At 46.8% G+C, this 16,857-nt stretch carries 13 protein-coding genes; 5 read left to right on the forward strand and 8 right to left on the reverse strand.

Annotated elements, in window-relative coordinates:
- Positions 1 to 70: 70 nt before the first annotated feature.
- Both KU855_RS14490 and KU855_RS14495 read right to left on the reverse strand, forming a co-directional pair.
- Positions 71 to 925, reverse strand: a complete 855-nt coding sequence (locus KU855_RS14490; protein ID WP_218531001.1) for a PA4780 family RIO1-like protein kinase — start codon at positions 923 to 925, stop codon at positions 71 to 73.
- A 156-nt stretch (positions 926 to 1,081) separates the two neighbouring features.
- Positions 1,082 to 1,990 carry a TIGR01777 family oxidoreductase gene (locus KU855_RS14495; protein WP_218531002.1) on the reverse strand — a complete coding sequence of 303 codons (909 nt, stop codon included), beginning with the start codon at positions 1,988 to 1,990 and terminating at the stop codon, positions 1,082 to 1,084.
- A 130-nt stretch (positions 1,991 to 2,120) separates the two neighbouring features.
- Here KU855_RS14495 and KU855_RS14500 point away from each other — a divergent pair, with 130 nt between their 5' ends.
- Complete coding sequence (locus tag KU855_RS14500) at positions 2,121 to 3,152, forward strand: AI-2E family transporter (RefSeq protein ID WP_218531003.1); 1,032 nt, start codon at positions 2,121 to 2,123, stop codon at positions 3,150 to 3,152.
- Positions 3,153 to 3,193: 41 nt separating this feature from the next.
- The gene (locus tag KU855_RS14505) at positions 3,194 to 4,111 is read left to right on the forward strand and encodes a class I SAM-dependent methyltransferase (RefSeq protein WP_218531004.1); all 918 of its coding nucleotides are present in this window, start codon (positions 3,194 to 3,196) and stop codon (positions 4,109 to 4,111) included.
- 365 nt (positions 4,112 to 4,476) lie between these two features.
- Here KU855_RS14505 and KU855_RS14510 read toward each other — a convergent pair whose 3' ends face one another.
- The 3 genes from KU855_RS14510 to ackA all read right to left on the reverse strand — a co-directional run bounded on the left by KU855_RS14510 (position 4,477) and on the right by ackA (position 8,831).
- Positions 4,477 to 4,902 carry a hypothetical protein gene (locus KU855_RS14510; RefSeq protein WP_218531005.1) on the reverse strand — a complete coding sequence of 142 codons (426 nt, stop codon included), beginning with the start codon at positions 4,900 to 4,902 and terminating at the stop codon, positions 4,477 to 4,479.
- 513 nt (positions 4,903 to 5,415) lie between these two features.
- Positions 5,416 to 7,554, reverse strand: a complete 2,139-nt coding sequence (gene pta, locus KU855_RS14515; protein WP_218531006.1) for a phosphate acetyltransferase — start codon at positions 7,552 to 7,554, stop codon at positions 5,416 to 5,418.
- Positions 7,555 to 7,631: 77 nt separating this feature from the next.
- Positions 7,632 to 8,831, reverse strand: coding sequence for an acetate kinase (gene ackA / locus KU855_RS14520; protein WP_218531007.1), 1,200 nt, complete (start codon positions 8,829 to 8,831; stop codon positions 7,632 to 7,634).
- A gap of 179 nt (positions 8,832 to 9,010) precedes the next feature.
- Here ackA and yfbV point away from each other — a divergent pair, with 179 nt between their 5' ends.
- Positions 9,011 to 9,454: a terminus macrodomain insulation protein YfbV gene (gene yfbV, locus KU855_RS14525; RefSeq protein WP_218531008.1), complete on the forward strand. Its 444-nt coding sequence runs from the start codon at positions 9,011 to 9,013 to the stop codon at positions 9,452 to 9,454.
- A gap of 11 nt (positions 9,455 to 9,465) precedes the next feature.
- Here the strand turns inward: yfbV and pflA are convergent, their stop codons facing one another.
- From pflA to KU855_RS14540, 3 genes are all read right to left on the reverse strand, one after another.
- The gene (gene pflA / locus KU855_RS14530) at positions 9,466 to 10,203 is read right to left on the reverse strand and encodes a pyruvate formate lyase 1-activating protein (protein ID WP_218531009.1); all 738 of its coding nucleotides are present in this window, start codon (positions 10,201 to 10,203) and stop codon (positions 9,466 to 9,468) included.
- Positions 10,204 to 10,265: 62 nt separating this feature from the next.
- Positions 10,266 to 12,548 carry a formate C-acetyltransferase gene (gene pflB, locus KU855_RS14535; RefSeq protein WP_218531010.1) on the reverse strand — a complete coding sequence of 761 codons (2,283 nt, stop codon included), beginning with the start codon at positions 12,546 to 12,548 and terminating at the stop codon, positions 10,266 to 10,268.
- 532 nt (positions 12,549 to 13,080) lie between these two features.
- Positions 13,081 to 14,565 (reverse strand): DUF3360 family protein, encoded by a 1,485-nt coding sequence (locus tag KU855_RS14540; protein ID WP_218531011.1) that lies wholly within the window; start codon positions 14,563 to 14,565, stop codon positions 13,081 to 13,083.
- A gap of 762 nt (positions 14,566 to 15,327) precedes the next feature.
- On the opposite strand from KU855_RS14540, the gene focA reads away from it, so the two are divergent.
- Positions 15,328 to 16,200 (forward strand): formate transporter FocA, encoded by an 873-nt coding sequence (gene focA / locus KU855_RS14545; RefSeq protein ID WP_218531012.1) that lies wholly within the window; start codon positions 15,328 to 15,330, stop codon positions 16,198 to 16,200.
- Positions 16,200 to 16,700: a CBS domain-containing protein gene (locus KU855_RS14550; protein WP_218531013.1), complete on the forward strand. Its 501-nt coding sequence runs from the start codon at positions 16,200 to 16,202 to the stop codon at positions 16,698 to 16,700. The genes focA and KU855_RS14550 overlap by 1 nt, the downstream gene beginning before the upstream one ends.
- Positions 16,701 to 16,857 lie beyond the last annotated feature (157 nt).

Consider the following 16,857-nt stretch of genomic DNA (forward strand, 5'->3'; position numbering starts at 1 on the left):
CCATGAATAAGGGCCATCAAACGTTGCGCGTTGATGGCCCTGAGGTTTATCACTTATATCAAGGGTATTTTTAGATTTCAGCGGCGTCACGAATGCGCTCGAGGCGCTCTTGTTCTTCGTCAAACGCGGCCCGAATTTCATCTAGCACTGAATCCACATCAGCGCTGTGTGTCGGCGCGTCAAAGTGACCGGTCAGTTGAGTATCCGCGACCAGTTTGCCTTTTTCATACAAGCTCCAAATTTCTTCGGCGTATTGGCTAGCGAGCAACACTGGCGCAAATTGACCGTAATACTGGGTCATGTTATTGACATCGCGCTGGAGCATGGCCTTGGCGTTATTATTGGCGGCAGCATTGACCGCTTGGGGTAAATCAATAATCACTGGGCCTTGGTCATCGACGAGCACATTAAATTCTGACAAGTCGCCATGAACCAGACCGGCGCAGAGCATACGCACGATATCTTGCATCACGGTGGCGTGATCCCTAATGGCTTGCGCTTGGGATAACTCGACATCATTTAGGCGAGGAGCCACATCACCATTGGCATCGGTGATGAGTTCCATCAAGAGCACGCCATCGAAACAACCGTAAGGGGTGGGTACCCGCACATTGGCGTCAGCTAAGGTAAATAACGCATCAACTTCGGCATGCTGCCATGCACTCTCTTGCTGATCTCGACCATATTTAGAGCCTTTCTCCATGGCGCGTGCCCGGCGGCTATTGCGGCTTTTTCGGCCTTCTTGATACTGAGCGGCTTTTTTAAAACTGCGTTGATTGGCTTCTTTATAAACCTTGGCACAGCGGATTTCTTGGCCGCATTGCACCATATAGACCGTGGCCTCCTTGCCACTCATCAATTGGCTGATCACTTGGTCAACCAAACCGTCATCCACTAACGGTTGTAAGCGTTTAGGTATTTTCATTGCGCCGTTATACCTTAGTTACTCCTTGGAAGATATATTCACACTACAAATTTAGCCAAAATAAGGATTTGCTAGAGAATTACGGTTACTTGGCTGCATCACAGTGACGATTTTTTAGTATAGAAGTAATTCTCCAGCGCGCATTGACTGTGTTATTTAGGGGCGTGATTGTGGATAAATGTCTTGCAGCGCAGCGGCCAAGTCTGGAAATTTGAAATGAAATCCTTGCGCGATTGCCCGCTTAGGCAGTACCCATTGTCCTTGAGTTAATAACATGGCACTTTCACCCAATAAGACGTTGAGCATAAACGCAGGCATAGGGAGGCAAGTCGGGCGCTGTAATTGTTGGCCCAGGGCTTGGGTAAATTCACGATTACTGACGGGATTAGGCGCCGTGGCATTATACAGACCATGGTAGTGCGGATCATGGATGCAGTGTTGTAGCAATGCCACAAGATCATCGATATGCACCCAGCTCATGCCCTGATGACCATCAGCAATTTTGCCACCTAACCCTAAGGAAAATGGCAATTTCATTTTGGCCAAGGCGCCGCCATCACCCAGGACAATCCCAATTCTGATGAGAGACACTCGGGTCAATGATGATTGCGCTGCTAGGGCTTTTTGCTCCCAAGTGCGACAGATTTCTTGAGCAAAATCTAACGGCGGCTCAATCGCAGTCGCTTCATCGACCGCATGGGGTTGGTTGGTGCCATAAATGCCGACGGCCGACGCATTGATCAATACCCGTGGTTTAGGGGTTGATTGTGCTATTAAGTTGACTAAATTATCGGTGGTTTGCCAGCGACTTTGGCAGAGGATTTGTTTTTGGGAAGCGCTCCAACGTTTACCTATGATGGGCTCGCCAGCCAGATTAATTATCACATCAATATCATTAACATCTTTGATTGCATCGAGCGGGTACAGGCTAACATTGGGGTGGGGGATAGCCTGACGTCCATGGGGCGCCTGACGACTCACCACGATGAGCTCATCACTGGCAGGCAGTGATTTGATCAAATGATGGCCAATAAATCCAGTGGCACCGGTCAGCAGAATTTTCATTGAATACTTCCTATTTTTCTTTAGGCTACATAACTAATACTTGATATGCTCAAGCTTTGTTCAGTTTGAGTTTGAAAATTCACATATTTTTTATAGATTAACACATTGGGTTAATCACAGGGAGCAGGGCATGGCACGATTAGATGGAGGATCGCTGGCACTAAGAGGTTTCGCGTTATTGGCATTTTTGGTGGTGATTTTAGCCGGGGTGAAAGCGGCTAGTGGCATTGTGGTTCCCTTTGTGTTGTCGTGCTTTATTGCGGTGATTTGTAATCCAATGATACGGCTGCAAACGCGATTTAAAATTCCTAAACCGATTGCGGTGACCGTATTAATGCTGATGATTGTGTTGCTTGGATTATGGTTAACAACCGTTGTGGGCAGTTCCATCAATGATTTTTCTAAGCAGCTTCCCCATTATCAAGCGCAATTAGTCTCTGAATTTTCTGGTTTTTTACAAACACTGCAAGATTGGAATATTCACATTTCCAAAGAAAAAGTGTTGGCGTATTTTGACCCCGGGGTGGCGTTATCAATGACCACCAATATGTTGTCAGGGGTCGGCAATGTCATGGCGAATTTGTTTCTTATCATTTTAACCATTCTGTTTATGCTGTTTGAAGCCGATGATTTACCCAAAAAATTGCACTTGGCGTTGGACGATCCCGATATGCGCCTTAAACAAATCGATAAAGTGTTGCAGTCTATCAACCAGTATATGGTGATTAAAACTTTAGTCTCATTAGCCACCGGTGTTGTCGTGGGTTTGGGTTTATGGATTATTGGGGTTGATTACGCGCTGCTGTGGGGGGTTATTGCGTTTTTATTTAACTATATCCCCAATATAGGTTCGATTATTGCAGCGGTGCCTTCGGTGTTACTGGCCTTTGTCCAGTTGGGCAGCGCTGAAGCGGGCGCGGTGGCCTTACTGTATTTGGGCGTTAATATGGTCATGGGAAATTTTGTTGAGCCTAAGTTTATGGGACGCGGCTTAGGCCTCTCAACCTTAGTGGTATTTTTATCATTAATTTTCTGGGGCTGGTTACTGGGCTCGGTGGGAATGTTATTATCTGTGCCCCTGACCATGATAGTCAAAATCGCACTGGAATCGAGCCAGAATGGCCGCGGCTTAGCTGTGCTTCTGTCTGATAAAGTCACTTAAGTGGCTATTCTGCTGCGGTTTAGCTTAATAAAGAAAAACTCATGCAATCGTTATCATCTGTATTATCTGCCATTCACTTGCCCCTTGGCGGCGATAGCCGTCGTTTATTTCATGGGCGCGGAGGCAAGGTCAAAGGCTTAGAACATATTTGCCTCGACTGGTTTGAACCTGTGGTGCTACTGACGAGCTTTAAGCCCTTAACTGAAGCTGAGCTCGATGATTATATCGCAGCGATTCAAGACTGGTGGTCGCCGCAATGCACTGAGTTGAATTTAGTGTATCAATGCCGTGCGGGCATCGACAGCCATTCTCAGGTGTTACTCGGTCAAGTGCCAGATCCCCATTGGATCTCTGAAGCTGGCATTCGTTATCGGGTACATATTGAACGCGGTCAAAACCATGGTCTGTTTTTGGATATGGCCAATGGCCGACGTTTTGTGCAGCAACATGCTCGCGCCAAGAAAGTGCTTAATCTATTTGCCTACACCTGTGGCTTCTCCTTAGCCGCGTTAAAGGGGGGCGCCACTGAAGTGGTCAATATTGATATGAGCAAAGGCGCTATTGCCATTGGCAAACAAAATCACAATGAAAATAATTTTACTGGCATCAGTCGCTTCTTACCTCATGATATTTTCAAATCTTGGGGCAAACTGAAAAAGTTAGGTCCCTATGACCTGATCATTGTCGATCCACCGAGCAATCAGAAAGGCAGCTTTGTGGCCACTAAAGATTACGTGCGCTTACTGAGACGCTTACCAGAATTGCTGAGCCCTGACGCTGAACTCTTACTGTGTTTAAATGCACCTGAGCTATCAATGGCCTTCTTACAACAACAAGTGGCAGAGGCGAGCCTTAAACTGCAATGGCTCGAGCGTCTACCCAATCCTGAGGTGTATGCTGATGTGGATGAAGAGCGCTCGCTTAAGGTATTACGCTACCGTTTAGTGCCCGCACACTGAAAGTCTTTCAGTGTTTATCACGGTTTTGCGGCCACATAGTGCTTAAGCAGTTGATATTTTCATTTTTACACCAACAGAAGTGAAAGTTTTCTGTAATTCACTCAAGAAACTGGGTATACTCTAAACAACAGGCTGTCACATGATGACGTCAATCAGGTAATCCAGACAAAATGCCAACATAGGCATGTCGCAGACCTCGACCCTACGGAGTAGTTATGGAAAGCAATGAATATCAAGATGCTTATTATCAAGTGAAAGATGAAGTGATGGAGTCATTACCGGTTGAACTTGATGAAGAAGCCTAACTAGCGATTGAAGCTATCCATAAAAAAACGCAACCTAGAGTTGCGTTTTTTTATGCTGCGTTATCCGCGGGAATACTTGTCGTGAATAAACTCGGTGATAATCCAGCGGTTTTTGATTTTTTTCATCCGCACTATCCTATCATCAATCCACGGTCGATCGCCTTTCAGTCCTTCGAGCTTAATGGTCACTGTAGTTTCATCGGCGGATTTGCGAAAGAAGTCCAGATCCACCTCCATGATATCGAGGCTGACATTGGTCATAGGTAAGCTGAGCACATACCGTTGTATTTGAGTGGCTAAGTGATAATGACGCAGTACTTCGGCTAATTCAGGGGTGACATAGCGCGTGGCCGCTTCAACATCTTTATCAATATAAATGGCTTGAAAGAAACCTAAGGTGGTATTTTCAGGGGTGCTCGGGCCATCGATGGGTTGTTGGCCACAAGCGGAAATTAACCACAGAGTAAGAATTAGAATAAGGCGCATAAATCCATTTATCCATTTGACATAATAACTTACAGACTATTACCTATGGTATGTCAAGAACTGCGATACGACAAGCATGGCCATCAGAGGCTTGGCTGATTTTTTGAGCGATCAGATCGCGATCCGATCATTGAGGCTTGACAGTGGCCACCAAAAACAGCAATGCTTGATAACTTAGCTAAATACTTGTCCACAGATTCTGTGGACAAGTATGTTGAAGACTGAAGGTAACCAATGTAAGGCTATGTTTTTGCAGGATTTTTACTGCTGGTTATTTTTTGTGTCTTTTCATTTGCTGTGATTATTCCCGCGTATTTTCCCCACCTAAGCTCGCTAAAATACCGCTTTTCCTGCTGCTACCGTAAGTCAGCAATGAAGGTCGCTTGACTGATAGCGCACTTGCGCAAAATTGACTGGCGATGTGAACCAATAGATTTCAGTCGCCAGGGCAATAAATACAAAAACGCCGACAAATGTCGGCGTTTTTACGGATGACGATGAAACTAATTAACTTTACTGTTGATTAGCTTGAATCGCAGTCAGGGCGATGGTGTAGACGATGTCATCAACCAAGGCACCACGAGATAAATCGTTGACTGGTTTGCGCATGCCTTGCAGCATAGGACCAATACTGATCAAATCGGCGCTACGTTGTACCGCTTTATAGGTGGTGTTACCTGTGTTGAGATCTGGGAACACAAAGACGTTCGCTTTACCAGCCACTGGGCTGTTTGGTGCTTTAGAACGTGCCACGTTTGGCATCACAGCCGCATCATACTGCAACGGACCGTCGATGATCAGATCAGGACGTTTTTCTTTGGCAAGACGGGTTGCTTCACGTACTTTCTCAACATCGCTACCAGTACCTGATGTGCCAGTTGAGTAACTGATCATCGCTACTTTTGGCTCGATACCAAAGGCGATAGCAGATTCAGCAGATTGAATCGCGATATCAGCTAATTGCTCAGCATTAGGATCTGGGTTAATTGCACAGTCACCGTAAACCAAGACTTGATCAGGCATCAACATAAAGAAGATGGATGATACTAAGCTAGAACCTGGAGCGGTTTTGATTAACTGCAATGGCGGACGAATAGTATTGGCTGTGGTATTAACCGCGCCAGAAACGATACCGTCAACTTCGCCTTGAGCTAACATCATGGTACCCAGTACCATATTGTCTTGTAATTGCTCACGCGCAACCACTTCGGTCATGCCTTTGTTGCGACGCAATTCAACCAGCGGCTCAACATAGCGCTCACGCACTAACTCGGGATCCATGATTTGGATACCGGCACCTAAAGTGACGTTTTGCTGCAGAGCAATACGTTGAATTTCTTCTGGGTTACCTAACAAGACGCAACGAGCAATACCGCGCTCAGCACAAATGCTGGCGGCTTTGATGGTACGTGGTTCATCACCTTCAGGCAGGACCACGGTTTTATTCGCCGCACGTGCCATTTCAGTTAACTTATAACGGAAGGCTGGTGGCGATAAACGGTGCTCACGTGGTGAGTTTTCAGTGACGCTTTCGATCCATGCTTTATCCACATGACCGGCGACGAATTCTTGTACCAGTTCAATGCGCACGGCATCATCAACAGGGACTTCATGATCAAAGCGCTGAATGTTCAGCGATGTTTGCCATGTGTTTGAATCAATCAAGAATACTGGCAGGCCAGTTTCAAAGGCTTGCTCACACAATGCCATCACTTGTGGCTCTGGCTCGTAAGAACCGGTCAATAATAAAGCACCGATCTTAACGCCGTTCATGGCAGCCAAACAGGCGGCAACGATCACATCACTACGGTCGCCAGAAGTCACTAACAATGAGTCAGGCTTAAAGTGGCTAACCATGTTAGGAATGCTACGTGCACAGAAAGTCACGTTACGTAAACGACGGGTGTGCATTTCACCAGCGCTGATAATGCGAGCACGTAAGTGCTTCGCTAAATCAGAAGCGCGCGGCGAGACTAAATCGATATTGTATGGCACGCTACCTAAAATGCGCAGTGGGCTCTTGCCTGGTAGTTGGAACATATTAAATGAATCCAATCGGGCAGGGGCTTCACGGTCAAACATGTCAGTCAAGTCTGGACGGGTGCGACCTTCGTCATCAACCGGTGCACCAATCTTGTTGATAATGGCACCAATTAAACGTTTATTTTCGCTGCCACCCCATGCATTGAACGCAATTTCTAGGCGGTTCATCAATGCGGTTGGGCTGTCATTGCCAGGGGTTGCCACGAAAATAACGTCGGCATCCAAGGCCTTTGCCATGGTGTAGTTAACGTCGTCAGCAAATGAGTGACTGCGGGTCTGTACCAAAGCTTCAACAATCAGCGTCTCAGTATTGGCAGCGCATTCACTGGCGCGAGCAATGATTTGCTCCATCAGGATATCTTGCTCATCACCACGAATTAAGGCTTCGGCATGTTCCATGTCGAATGGCTCAAGTGGATTGACGGTTGGTGATTTGCTAAGAATCGTGGTTGAACGCTCAGGACCTGTGTCATGAGATCGTAACTGACTGATAGGCTTGAAAAATTGAACCTTAACGCCGTGACGTTCTAAGGCTCGGACCATGCCCAGACTGACAGAGGTCAGGCCAACACCGGTACCGATTGGGACGAGCATAATTTTACGAGTCATAAAAACCTCAAATTGAGTATGGCTTGGCAGATTGCAAACCAAGCAGGCCGCTCATAGAGCGGCCTGTTATTGACTGATTACTTAGAAATCAGACGGATAGCATCTTCAGCGATAACCCACTCTTCATTGGTAGGGATTACCATAGCAACGGTGCCTTCATCTTTAGTGATGATACCAGCGTTACCAAAACGAGCCGCCTTGTTGCGATCGCTATCAACGTTGAAGTTGAAGATTGACAGCATTTCCAATACTTTCGCACGGATTAAGTCAGAGTTTTCACCGATACCACCGGTGAAGATCACTGCGTCTAAGCTGCCTAAAGCAACAGTGTAAGAAGCAATGTACTTGGCTAAACGGTAGCAGAAGATTTCTAAGGCTAAGGTCGCGCCTTTGTGACCTTCAGCATAACCTTCTTCGATACCACGACAATCGTTGGTCAGCTCAGAAATACCCAGTAAGCCAGACTGCTTGTTCAGCATATCGTTAACTTCTTTAACGGTATAACCCAGTTGCTCAACCAAATGGAAAATGATTGATGGATCGAGATCGCCACAACGAGTACCCATGACCAGGCCTTCTAATGGAGTCATACCCATAGAAGTGTCAACGCTCTTACCGCCTTTAATTGCAGTCACAGAAGCGCCATTTCCTAAGTGAGCACAGATAACATTGGTTTCAGTGATATCTTTGTTCAATACTTTAGCGGCTTCGCGGCTAACGAATAAATGGCTAGTACCGTGCATGCCGTAACGACGTACAGCGTGCTCGCGATACAGCTTGTATGGCAGGGCGTAGATGTACGCGCGCTCTGGCATAGTCTGATGGAAAGCAGTATCAAATACAGCAACTTGTGGCAGGCTAGGGAAAGAAGCCATCGCGGCACGGATACCGATCAGGTGAGCTGGGTTATGTAAAGGTGCTAAAGAAGCGCAGTCTTCAATACCTTGCAGTACATGTTGATCGATGATCACAGACTGGGTGAACTTTTCACCACCATGAACAATACGGTGACCTACGGCTTGGATTTGAGCAGCCAATTCAGGGTGCGAAGCCAAAATAGTGTCAACGATGTACTCAACCGCTTCGCGGTGAGCGGTGAAGGCGCCTAATTGTGCTTCGTGCTTAGCACCGTTCACTTTCCACTTGATGCGAGAATCTTCTAAACCAAAACATTCTGCCAGACCAGAGATATGATCATCACCAGTTGCTGCATCCATGATAGCGAATTTCAGTGAAGAACTACCGCAGTTAAGAACCAAAACCAATTTGTTGGACATGTTAAAACCTTTTGCCATTCTATGAGTGTTACCACTCAACTACTGACTCCGAAGTGCTTCGGAGCACGGTATGCCCTTGTGGGCGAAGTTACTGTGTTTCTTTGACAGCAGCGTTTGGGTCTACCCCTTGGCTGTGCTAAGGTAACAACAGGTTTAGTTTTTTCTGGTGTCTACTTACGTTGAGCATATCATTACTCAAAACCATCCGCCTCGGTCATCGTTATATGAAGACTTGGCCTATGGTCAGACAATTGGGTTACTACTTTCCTGAGTACCGCGTTATGCGGGCGACTCAGTTGGCCTTACCCGTGACCCCTGTGTTGGCCATGGGTGTCATGTGCTCTCAGCTTTACCTATTAGGTTGGGATGTCTTCCCGCAAGCTTTAGCCATGACACTGTTTTTTCTCAGCTTGCCAGTGCAAGGACTGATGTGGTTAGGATGGCGAGCCCAACATCCTTTGCCGTTATCGTTATTCGATTGGGGCAATCAGTTGTCTGCAAAATTGCAGCAAATGGGCGTTCCTTGTCATCCTTTAGGTGCCAATGCCCGTTATCAGGACATGGCCACTATTCTTAAACTGGCCTTCGAGCGATTAGAACCCAAATATTGGGAAGAGCTCTGAGCAAGTATTAATCAATAGATCGCATTGAGGCCCATTTCAACAAAAACGGCCTTTATTTTTTCCATGGTGTCGCTGCTTGGTGGCGACACGTCATTAAGCTGATACTCATCGCCCAAGGCATCCCATTTATGCTTACCTAACTCGTGATAAGGCAGTAATTCGATTTTTTCGACATTACTCATGGGCTTAATAAATTCGGCCAAGGCGCGTGCGGATTCGATATCATCGGTATGGCCGCCAACGACCACGTAACGAATCCAAGTTTTTTGTTGTTTCTTTGCCAAATACTCAGCAAATTGTAATGTTCTGTGATTGCTTACTTTAGTGAGCAGGATGTGTTTGTCATCATCCATCTGCTTGATATCAAGCATCACTAAATCGGTATTCTCGAGCAGTTCATCGATAACCGGGGTATATTTGCGCAGCATGCCGTTGGTATCGAGGCAAGTATGTATGCCTTCGGCTCGGCAGGCTTTAAACCATTCATTAATAAAATCTATCTGCAGTAGGGCTTCGCCACCACTGGCTGTTACTCCGCCGCCGTTGGCATAAAAGCTCATATAGGCGCGGATTTGCTTCATCAAATCTTCGACGGTGACTTCTTTACCATCATGGGTATCCCAGGTGTCACGATTATGACAATACAAACAGCGCATCAAACAGCCTTGCATAAAGGCAATAAAACGGATTCCAGGTCCATCGACGGTGCCGAAGGATTCAATGGAATGAATGCGTCCTGTGATTGACATAGGGTCTCCTGATAAAAAGCGGCAGTGCGGATGCACTGCCGTGTCGTCTAACAATCTAAATCTTACAGAGACTTAGTGAAAGTACGGGTGATAACGTCACGTTGCTGCTCTGGGGTCAGAGAGTTGAAACGTACCGCATAGCCTGACACACGAATGGTCAGCTGTGGGTAGTTTTCTGGATGTGCGACTGCATCTTCCAGCGTTTCACGGTTCAGAACGTTAACGTTTAAGTGTTGACCACCTTCACGTACTTCGTTGTTAGCAAAGTAACCGTCCATCAGCGCAGCTAAGTTAGTGCGACGTTGGCTGTCATCTTTACCTAAGGCATTTGGCACGATAGAGAAGGTATAAGAGATACCGTCTTGAGCGTGAGCAAATGGCAGTTTAGCGACTGAAGTCAGCGAGGCTACCGCACCGTTTTCATCACGGCCATGCATAGGGTTTGCACCTGGAGCAAATGGCGCGCCTGAAGGACGACCGTCAGGAGTAGTCCCGGTCTTCTTACCATACACAACGTTAGAAGTAATGGTCAGGATAGACTGAGTCGGTACGGCATTGCGGTACATCTTCTTGTGACGGATCTTCTGCATGAAGCGCTCAACCAGGTCACAAGCGATATCATCAACGCGAGCGTCGTTGTTACCGAACTTAGGATAATCACCTTCGATGTCGAAATCGATAGCGATACCGTCTTCGTCACGAACTGGCTTAACCTTAGCAAACTTGATAGCAGACAGTGAGTCAGCAGCAATAGACAGACCAGCGATACCACAAGCCATGGTGCGACGTACGTCACGGTCATGCAGTGCCATCAGGGCAGCTTCATAGCTGTACTTATCGTGGCTCCAGTGAATGGCGTTCAGCGCGCTCACATATTGAGTAGCTAACCAATCCATCAGAGAGTCTAAACGAGACATCACGTCGTCAAAGTTCAGTACTTCATCGGTGATCTTGTCAGCCACTGGGCCAACTTGGATCTTCAGCTTTTCATCAACACCACCGTTGATTGCATACAGCATGGTCTTGGCTAAGTTAGCACGAGCACCAAAGAACTGCATGTGCTTACCCACGATCATTGGGCTCACACAACAAGCAATCGCATAGTCGTCAGACTCAAAGTCAGGACGCATCAGGTCATCGTTTTCATACTGGATAGAGCTGGTATCGATAGATACTTTCGCACAGTACTCTTTGAAGCCCTGTGGTAACTGCTCAGACCACAATACAGTGATGTTTGGCTCTGGGCTTGGGCCCATGTTGTACAGGGTGTTCAAGAAACGGAAGCTGTTCTTGCTCACTAATGTACGGCCATCCAGACCCATACCACCGATTGACTCAGTCGCCCAAATTGGGTCGCCAGAGAACAATTCATCGTATTCTGGGGTACGCAGGAAGCGAACCATACGCAGTTTCATCACGAAATGGTCAACCATTTCTTGAGCTTGAGATTCAGTGATGATGCCAGCTTTCAGATCGCGTTCAATGAACACGTCTAAGAAAGTCGCAGTACGGCCTAAAGACATCGCGGCGCCATTTTGGCTCTTGATGGCAGCTAAGTAACCGAAATAAGTCCACTGAATGGCTTCTTGAGCATTGGTAGCTGGGCGAGAAATGTCATAACCATACTTGGCCGCCATTTTCTTCATTTGACCCAGAGCACGGTGCTGCTCAGAGATTTCTTCACGCAATTGCATGGTCATTTGCAGATCATCACCAGCTTCGAATTGAGCTTGTAATGAATTGAACTGAGCCACTTTGTCCTTCATCAGGAAGTCGATACCGTACAGAGCCACACGACGGTAGTCACCAATGATACGGCCACGGCCATAAGCATCCGGTAAACCAGTCAGAATGCCAGACTTACGACATGCCAGAATTTCTGGAGTGTAAACGTCAAACACACCTTGGTTGTGGGTCTTACGCAGTTCAGAGTAAACGTATTTAACTTCTGGGTTCAGTTCACGGCCATAGGCTTTACAAGAACCTTCGATCATGCGTACGCCGCCGTTAGGCATCATAGCGCGCTTCAGTGGCGCTTCAGTTTGCAGACCAACGATGGTCTCCAAATCTTTAATGATGTAACCCGCGTCGTGAGCGGTGATGGTTGATACTTTGTCGGTATCAAAATCAACTGGAGCGTGAGTGCGGTTTTCTTCTTTAATACCTTCCATCACCTTGTCCCACAAAATTGTGGTGGCTTCGGTTGGACCGGCTAAGAAAGACTCATCGCCTTCGAATGGGGTGTAGTTGGTCTGGATAAAGTCACGTACATTGACCTCCGATTTCCAATCGCCAGGAACAAAACCTTCCCAAGCACTTGCAAACAGATCAGTTTTATCAGTCATCGTACTAATACCTTCTTGTTGATATCAAGGTTACTGAAACCGCCGTGGCACCTTCACCAAAGTCAGTTCAGCATTAAGTCCTTTACTCACTACACCCTGAGGGCGCTAGCCAATTAAGTCAGTTAGTGAAGTGAGTAAGCTTATTCCATCGGAATAGTTTACAGATAAGTGGCCTTCAACAAAATCACCACCCATCTAATTGGTAAGACCAATTGTCCAAAGCATATTAGCATAGTCGAAATAGCCTCGCATCTCAAACAGTGCGAATTCTCAGCCTGAGATCGTAAAACTGTTACCGAGATAACAATTTTTTAGCTATTTTTGCCCTAAGTCCGAGTGTATATTTTGCTTAGAAATAAACCAAGCGAGAAGTTATTTAATTAAGTTATTGTATTTACAGGGGAATGGTGGTTTTTGTTGATTTGATGCCCTGAGGTGAAGCGAGTGTGATCTTAGTCACAAATTTGACTTTGGGGAAGTAAAAAATAAAAAAGTCGACACCGGCAAAGTCGGTGTCGACTGGTATAAAATATTAGATCAGGGCTGGAATGCCGCGGATCATGCCAACAGCAAGCATCGCAGCCAAACAAACCACGAAAGCTAAACCAGGAATAATCAAGCGGTCAGCCGTCGATAATGTTTTAGCGCGTTGTTTATCGCCAATCAGGCCATTGTTATCTAATAACATGGTTAACGCCCAACCGAAGACGGGGTTGACTACCATCGAAGCGAAGATACAAATACCGGCTGTTTGTGACGAGGCCGTCGACTTAACCATTTGCATACCGGCTTCTAATAACGGCAGAAATACCCCTACTAATAGCGCAATACTCATCACTGGTGCCCAAACAGCAATATCCATTGGATAACCAATGGTCGCCACTAGGATACACATGATACCCAGTAAAATACCGCCAGCTGGAATAGGGCGCTTAGCGATAGCCGCAGGGATCATATAAGTCCCCCAGCTTGAGGTCACGTTACCGCCACCAAACGCGGTGCCAACGAACTGACGCACAGAACAACCTGCCATAGTGTCGTCAACATCCATCAACACTTCTTTGGCTTTTTTCGGGTAGTTCAACTCTTGGAAAATCCGGTGTCCTAAAAAGTCAGGAGACCACATCGCCACCGCTAAAATCGCAAAAGGGAGTGACGCTAAGAAATGTTGAACGGTAGGTAAACCCAGTTTCCAACCGGTTTCAGTCGAACCCCACCAGTACACTGGATTCAGGTTCGGTAAGCCAGGCTCAGTTGAGAAATGGAACGGCGCACCTAAAGCCAATGCCACTACGACCGCTAAGGCGCTACAGGCGGGAATAGCTAACCAGCGCTTACCAATCTTGGCTAAAAAGGCGTAGAGGACGACGTTCAAGAATAATACGGCAAACGCCACATATCCCATTTGTAAGCCTTCAGCCCAATCTAATAGGTTATTAATTTGGCTTTGAGCCCCCATGATCCCGAGATAAACCAATAGTCCACCGGCGACCCCTTCGCTCGTGAGATTCACTAAGCGCGAACCGCCTTTCACTAAGCTTAATGTCATCCCAAAGATGGCGATTAAAATAGCCAACGCCAATGGGTGACCACCAGAGACGGCAATCATACCGATCATCGGGATCATTGGCCCATGGTTACCGGCCAGGTTGGCACGGGGATTCATAAAGCCGGACACGAAAATACAGAAGATCAGGGCCGATACCCACATCTCAACTCGGACGTTTTCGATGACGAAGTCAGCGCCTAAGCCAAAGGCTGAGGCATAAGATGACATGACGGCACTATACATCACGGTAATGCCAATGGTACCCGCTAAGGCTGGGACGAGATCTTCCCATTCGAAACGAAAATCACGACCGGGTAAGTTCAGGCGCCAGCGTCTTGGCTTCATGATTTCTAGTTCATGATCGAGGTAATCACTGCGGCTGTCGAAATCAGACGACGGGCGATGCAGCTCCTGATACGTTGCTGATGGCTCAGTATTCGCCTCAGGCGGGGTGACTGTGTTAGTCATAATTTGTCAATTCTCCGACAAGTACAGCAAAAAATTCTGTTGTTGACTTGGGTATAAATCCTTGATTTCCGACATTTCCGACATTTCAAACGTAACTGTTGAATATTGACGATGCTTATCTGTGGCGAGAGTCACCATAACGCTGCTGCTAATGTATACAGCCATTTATAGCGCACAATTCCCGCACATTTCCTGTCCCTGATACCCGATTATTTTGGTCAGACCAATTTACCTTTAAATATTACCACATGCTGATATGTCCTTGTAGGTGCTATCAGTTTTTTTGATGGTGCCTATTGAGCAATTTGCGAGCCAGTTAACAAGTTCGTCGTTATCTGGGCAAACGTTGCCCGTGGCGGCACCAATCTTGCCAATCAAACCATGGTCGGCAAGGTTTGTGGGTGGCAATTGCACAAGATATTGATAAATAAGTTATATATGGGCAGATTCAGTCGGAAGAACGGGGTTTGTATCTCAGCGCGTAATGGAACCATGCCCACATTGGTCAGTGCAAGATTAATGTTAGTCAATATTTGCCTAGTCAGGGGCCTTGTTTACGGTTTTTTGCAGAGTAAAGGGTATCAAGAATACTGATGGTTAGACTCATTATTCCCCATTGCAGCTAACGCATTATCTCACGTTAAAGTGACGGCAGTTTTACCACAAGATGAATCATGGTTAGTTAAGGAGAAAGTTAATGAGCTGCTGTCGTCCTCCTCATTTTATTCGAGTGCCACGCGCACACGTTATGGGGGTGTCACAATGACAAAGAGTCCAGTGCCATCTGTTGCTCATAGTGAACCGAGTTTATGTGTGCTTGCGCAACAATATGGCTATGCCAAGGTGGTTAAATCCCCCAAGCAATCCATGGGACTGGCGATGTTTGCTGGCGCGTTTATTGCCTTAGCCTTTGTGTTTTATATCACGGTGACCACCGGCGCGGGTGATGCGCCATGGGGCTTAGTACGGTTAGCCGGCGGCTTGGCCTTTAGTTTGGGCTTAATGCTCGTGGTGATTTGCGGTGCAGAACTGTTCACCAGCACGGTATTAAGCACTTTAAGCTTTGCCGAGAAGCGGGTGACTGCGAGCCAATTACTGGGGTGCTGGGCGCGGGTGTTTTTCGGTAATTTTATTGGCGCAAGCATGATGTTAGTGCTGGTGTTGATGGCGGGTATGTATCAACTCGACCACGGGCAATGGGGCTTAAATGCGCTGAGTATTGCTCAACATAAAATTCACCATGGTTGGTGGCAGGCGTTTGCGCTTGGGGTCTTGTGCAACATGTTGGTGTGTTTAGGGGTATGGATGACCTTTGCCAGTCGCGATCCGTTAACCCGCGCGGTGTTACTGATGTTGCCGGTTGCCATGTTTGTATCCAGCGGTTTTGAACACAGTATCGCCAACTTATTTATGGTGCCACTGGGCATTGCGATTGCTGAATTTGCGCCGGTAAGTTTTTTCCAAAATTTAGGCATTCATGCCGCAGATTATCACGACTTAACTCTGGTCAATTTTATCCTCAACAACCTTATACCGGTGACGCTAGGCAACATCGTTGGTGGTGGAGTCATTGTGGGACTGGGATATTGGTTAATCGAACAAGCGTCTGCAGAATCAAAACAACAAGGGCAATAATGATGGAATCTTATTTATCAAAATTAACCGTCGCCGATGTGATGCACACTGAAGTGGTTAGCGTTAGCGCCGATATGGGGCTGGTCACAGCACTGGCCACTTGTCGGCAACAGCACAGTGATTTTGCGGTGGTGATGCAAGCCCAGCAAATCGTTGGCACCATCAGTTTACAAGCCATTATGCGCGGTCTGTGGTCAGAAGAATATGATCGCCATACCAGTTTAACTGTGGCTGATATGATGACGACTGAGTTTACGGCGGTGGCGCCAGCACTGGCAGTCAATGCCCTTATCGAAACCTTAGTGGTCGATAAAGACACCCTGTTTAATGTCAATGATGCCGGTATGCTGATCAGCCCGTACCTTTCCTACCCACAGCGGTTGCGTCTTGCCTTTAGTGGGCTTGAGGATGTATTGCCTGTGATAGAGGCTGGCGATTTAAAAGGGCTGGTGAGTCGCGCCGCCTTAGCGGATCTATTGGTGGCTAAACTTGCCAGTTAAGTTTGAGCGTCACAGCCGCTCTTAAAGAGCGGCTTAATTAGATGGTCCGCCTCACCCCTAAGCTAAGCTTAGGGTTAGGCAAACAAAGAGGCGAACCATCATGTCTACTATTAAAGTAATTGGGATCGATTTAGGCAAATCTTCTTTTCATCTTGTT

The organism is Shewanella sp. NIFS-20-20, assembly GCF_019209865.1.
GTDB lineage: Bacteria > Pseudomonadota > Gammaproteobacteria > Enterobacterales > Shewanellaceae > Shewanella.

Coding starts and splice junctions, on each gene's coding strand:
- KU855_RS14490 (WP_218531001.1), bottom strand. CDS start 925: ATGAAAATACCTAAACGCTTACAACCGTTAGTGGATGACGGTTTGGTT.
- pflA (WP_218531009.1), bottom strand. CDS start 10,203: ATGTCAATCACAGGACGCATTCATTCCATTGAATCCTTCGGCACCGTC.
- KU855_RS14550 (WP_218531013.1), top strand. CDS start 16,200: ATGATGGAATCTTATTTATCAAAATTAACCGTCGCCGATGTGATGCAC.
- KU855_RS14500 (WP_218531003.1), top strand. CDS start 2,121: ATGGCACGATTAGATGGAGGATCGCTGGCACTAAGAGGTTTCGCGTTA.
- ackA (WP_218531007.1), bottom strand. CDS start 8,831: ATGTCCAACAAATTGGTTTTGGTTCTTAACTGCGGTAGTTCTTCACTG.
- KU855_RS14505 (WP_218531004.1), top strand. CDS start 3,194: ATGCAATCGTTATCATCTGTATTATCTGCCATTCACTTGCCCCTTGGC.
- KU855_RS14540 (WP_218531011.1), bottom strand. CDS start 14,565: ATGACTAACACAGTCACCCCGCCTGAGGCGAATACTGAGCCATCAGCA.
- KU855_RS14495 (WP_218531002.1), bottom strand. CDS start 1,990: ATGAAAATTCTGCTGACCGGTGCCACTGGATTTATTGGCCATCATTTG.
- KU855_RS14510 (WP_218531005.1), bottom strand. CDS start 4,902: ATGCGCCTTATTCTAATTCTTACTCTGTGGTTAATTTCCGCTTGTGGC.
- focA (WP_218531012.1), top strand. CDS start 15,328: ATGACAAAGAGTCCAGTGCCATCTGTTGCTCATAGTGAACCGAGTTTA.
- pta (WP_218531006.1), bottom strand. CDS start 7,554: ATGACTCGTAAAATTATGCTCGTCCCAATCGGTACCGGTGTTGGCCTG.
- pflB (WP_218531010.1), bottom strand. CDS start 12,548: ATGACTGATAAAACTGATCTGTTTGCAAGTGCTTGGGAAGGTTTTGTT.